At 72.9% G+C, this 3,228-nt stretch carries 3 protein-coding genes; 2 read left to right on the top strand and 1 reads right to left on the bottom strand.

Annotation, left to right across the window (positions count from 1 at the left end; translation table 11 throughout):
• The first annotated feature begins 150 nt into the window (after positions 1–150).
• Entirely contained in the window at positions 151–948 is a 798-nt protein-coding gene (locus ACFQ4O_RS16375; protein ID WP_378777251.1) for an enoyl-CoA hydratase-related protein, read from the top strand.
• Between the two features lie 205 nt (positions 949–1,153).
• On the opposite strand, the gene gnd is transcribed toward ACFQ4O_RS16375, so the two are convergent.
• A complete protein-coding gene (gnd, locus tag ACFQ4O_RS16370; RefSeq protein ID WP_378777249.1) occupies positions 1,154–2,158 on the bottom strand; it encodes a phosphogluconate dehydrogenase (NAD(+)-dependent, decarboxylating) in 1,005 nt (334 codons plus the stop codon).
• A 238-nt stretch (positions 2,159–2,396) separates the two neighbouring features.
• Between gnd and ACFQ4O_RS16365 the strand changes: the two genes are divergently transcribed.
• The coding region (locus ACFQ4O_RS16365) for an AAA family ATPase (protein WP_378777247.1) at positions 2,397–3,228 on the top strand (832 nt) is incomplete at its 3' end.

Here is a 3,228-nt window from a genome sequence, read left to right as displayed (position 1 = left end):
GCTCGCCGAGGGCCGCGCGCTCCCGGACGCCGCCCGCTTCGCCTGCGCCGCCGCCTCGCTCTCCGTCACCCGCCCCGGCGCCGGCCGCTCCATGGCGGACCGGGCCGCGATCGACGCTTTGCTTTCGACCGGACAACCGCTGGAGGCCCCATGACCGACGCCGTCCTGCTGGTGGAGCGCCGTGGCCCGGCGGCGCTGTTCACCCTGAACCGCCCCGAGCGCATCAACGCCTTCACGCCCGAGCTGCTGCGCGCGCTGCTCGACGCGCTTCACGAGGCGGAGCGCACTCCGGAGGTGCGGGCGGTGGTGATCACCGGCGCCGGCCGCGGGTTCTGCTCGGGGCAGGACATCGCCCAGATCGCGGCGTTGCCGCCCGAGGAGCGCGCGGTCGGCCACATCCTCGAAACCTATTATGAGCCGCTGGCCCGCCGCATGCGCGCCTCGCCGCTGCCCATCGTGGCCGCGGTGAACGGCGTCGCGGCCGGCGCGGGCGCCAATTTCGCGCTGCTGGCCGACATCGTGGTCGCGGCCCGCTCGGCCCAGTTCGTGGAGGCCTTCGGCCGCATCGGCCTCGTGCCGGACGTGGGCGGCACATGGACCCTGCCCCGCCTCGTGGGCGACGCCCGCGCCCGCGCCCTGTGCCTGCTGGGCGAGCCGGTGTCGGCCGAACAGGCGGAGGACTGGGGCCTGATCTGGAAGGCGGTGGACGACGCGCGCGTGCTGGACGAGGCGCTCGCCCTCGCCGAGCGCCTCGCGGCCCTGCCCGCGGAGGCGCTGCGCCTCACCAAGCAGGCGCTGGCGCGCTCGGCCGGCAACGGTTTCGAGGAGCAGCTCGCGGTCGAACGCGCGCTCCAGACCGAAGCCGCCGCGACCCCCGACCACGCCGAGGGCGTGCGCGCCTTCGTGGAGAAACGCCCGCCCGAGTGGTCCCCGCGCCGGGTGGAGTGAAGCGCGGCGCTTTCCTTGTCCCGGCCTTGAGCCGGGACCCAGAACCGCTGGTTTCCCAGAACAAATCGCGACAGCCGGCGTGCTTTACCTTGGAGCGTCGGCGGCTCTGGATAAGACGCCCGGCTGTCGCGTTCTGCCTTCAGATGCTTCGAGTTTCTGGGTCCCGGCTCGGGGGCCGGGACAAGGTAAGGGCGCGCTCGCGCGTTCAGGTGCGCGTTTTGCGGGCTTCGCCGCCGGGGGGCGGTTCCTTGTGGCCGCCGAACTGGAAGCGCATGGCGGAGAGCAGGCGGTCGGAGAACGGGTGATCGACCCGCGAGCGGAAGCGGGCGAACAGGGCGGCCGCCAGCACGTCGGCGGGGGTCGCCTGCTCGATCGCGGCCTCGATGGTCCAGCGGCCCTCGCCGGAATCCGCCACCCGGCCCTCGAACCCGTCAAGCGTGGGATCGGCCGCGAGCGCGGTCGCGGTCAGGTCCAGCAGCCAGGACGACACCACGCTGCCCCGCCGCCAGAGCTCGGCCACGTCCGCCACGTCGATGTCGAAGCGACGATCCTCCGGCAGCTCGTGAGAGCCCTTGCCGCGCAGGATGTCGAAGCCCTCGGCGTAGGCCTGCATCAGCCCGTATTCGATGCCGTTGTGCACCATCTTCACGAAGTGGCCGGCGCCGGCGGGGCCGCAATGCATGTAGCCCTGCTCGACGCGGGGATCTCGCCCCTCGCGGCCGGGCGCGGGCTCCACCTCGCCACGGCCGGGCGCGAGCGTCGCGAAGATCGGATCGAGCCGGCGCACCGCCTCCGCGTCGCCGCCGATCATCAGGCAATAGCCGCGCTCCCGGCCCCAGACGCCGCCGGACGTGCCCACGTCGAGATAGATCACGCCCCGCTCGGCCAGCTCCTTCGCGCGCCGCACGTCATCCTTGTAGAAGCTGTTGCCGCCGTCGATCACCACGTCGCCGGGCGACAGCAGCTCGCCGAGCTCCCTGATCGCGTTGGCGGTGATCTCGCCTTCCGGCAGCATCACCCACACGGCGCGCGGCGCGGCGAGCGCCGACACCAGCGCCGCGAGCGAGTCCGCGGGCGTCGCGCCGTCGGCCGCCAGCGCCACGGTCGCCTCGGGGCTCACGTCGTGCGCCACGCAGGCGTGGCCGTTGTCCATCAGCCGCCGCACGATGTTGCCGCCCATTCGGCCGAGGCCGACCACTCCGATCTGCATGACGCCGTCCGCTCTTTGTCCTGTGTCGCCGCACCAGATACGCCGGAACAACGCCGCGTCGAGTCCCGTCGCCGTGCAAAGCGGTCATGCGGAGGCCGACAGTCGGGATTGACGGACGGCGCGAGAATGGGCGAGATCGAAACGTAAAAACGTCAGAATAATAAGAAGTTCGAGGGAGATTGCGCGTGATGAGTCGGTTCGCCTGCCTCCGCCGCCCGCATCGCGCGGGCGCCGGCGCATGACGGCGCAGTTCCCGGAGACGTCGAACGCTCCCCTTCCCACCCCCGATCCGGCCCTGCGCGCGCGGGTGTCGGAGCTGCGACAGGCGCTCGAGGCGGGGCTGATCGGCGCCGGCGCGCTGGTGGAGCGGCTGATGATCGGCCTGCTCGCCGGCGGCCACGTGCTGGTGGAAGGCGCGCCCGGCCTCGCCAAGACCCGCGCGGTGAAGCGGCTGTCCGCCGGGCTCGACGCCTCCTTCGCGCGCATCCAGTGCACGCCGGACCTGATGCCGGCCGACCTCACCGGCGCCACCGTGTGGCGGCCGGATCAGGGCCGGTTCGAGTTTCTGGCGGGGCCGCTGTTCCATTCGCTGGTGCTGGTGGACGAGATCAACCGCGCGCCGCCCAAGGTGCAGTCCGCGCTGCTGGAGGCCATGGCCGAGCGGCAGGTGACTGCGGGAGCGGCGACGCACGCGCTGCCGGACCCGTTCATGGTGGTGGCGACCCAGAACCCGATCGAGCACGAAGGCACGTTCCCCCTGCCCGAGGCCCAGCTCGACCGCTTCCTGCTGCATGTGATCGTCGGCCTGCCCGACGCGCGTTCGGAGCGGCTGATTCTCGATCTGGTGGAGCGTGAGACGCTCGGCGGCGAGCAGCCCATGCCGCTCCGGCTGACGGCGGACGAGGTCCGCCGCGCCCGGCGCGACGCGGCGGCGACCCATCTGTCGCCCGCGCTGAAGGACTACATCGTGCGCATCGTGGCCGCGACCCGCAGCGCCGACGTCGCCCCCGAAGCGCGGCGCGCCATCGAGCACCCTGTGTCGCCGCGCGGCACGCTGGCGCTCGCCGCCG

It is taken from the genome of Methylopila musalis (assembly GCF_042679725.1).
Lineage (GTDB): Bacteria > Pseudomonadota > Alphaproteobacteria > Rhizobiales > Methylopilaceae > Methylopila > Methylopila musalis.
Note: the sequence above shows the minus strand (reverse complement) of the source record. Positions and strands in the feature narration are given on the sequence as shown.